The organism is Pantoea sp. EKM20T, assembly GCF_011800485.1.
Classification (GTDB): domain Bacteria; phylum Pseudomonadota; class Gammaproteobacteria; order Enterobacterales; family Enterobacteriaceae; genus Pantoea; species Pantoea agglomerans.
The window spans coordinates 1-329 of sequence record NZ_JAALFW010000043.1 but is presented as its reverse complement, the minus strand read 5'-3'; the positions used below and the strand labels follow the sequence as shown (position 1 = coordinate 329).

Annotated in this window: 1 rRNA gene; it reads left to right on the top strand. The window is 55.3% G+C overall.

From position 1 onward, the window contains the following. Positions 1 to 260: 260 nt before the first annotated feature. Positions 261 to 329, top strand: a 5S ribosomal RNA gene (gene rrf / locus HFD94_RS22805); the annotation flags it as partial.

Genomic DNA, 329 nt, shown 5'->3' with positions numbered 1-329 from the left:
AGCGATGCGTTGAGCTAACCGGTACTAATGACCCGTGAGGCTTAACCTTACAACGCCAGAGGCGTTTTTGAGAGACAGGTTTTCAGCTTGTTAACCGGATACAGTTGTGTCCTGCGGACTGAAGTCCGAAGGATTTTGCGCTGAGGCAAGGCGGCAACCGGGCGATACGAAGGAGCATACTGAAGTATGTGACGGAGTAGCGCGAGGGCGGCCAACGCAGCATCAGCACAAAAGACACAGGACAGAGCACAAAGAATTTGCCTGGCGGCTTTAGCGCGGTGGTCCCACCTGACCCCATGCCGAACTCAGAAGTGAAACGCCGTAGCGCC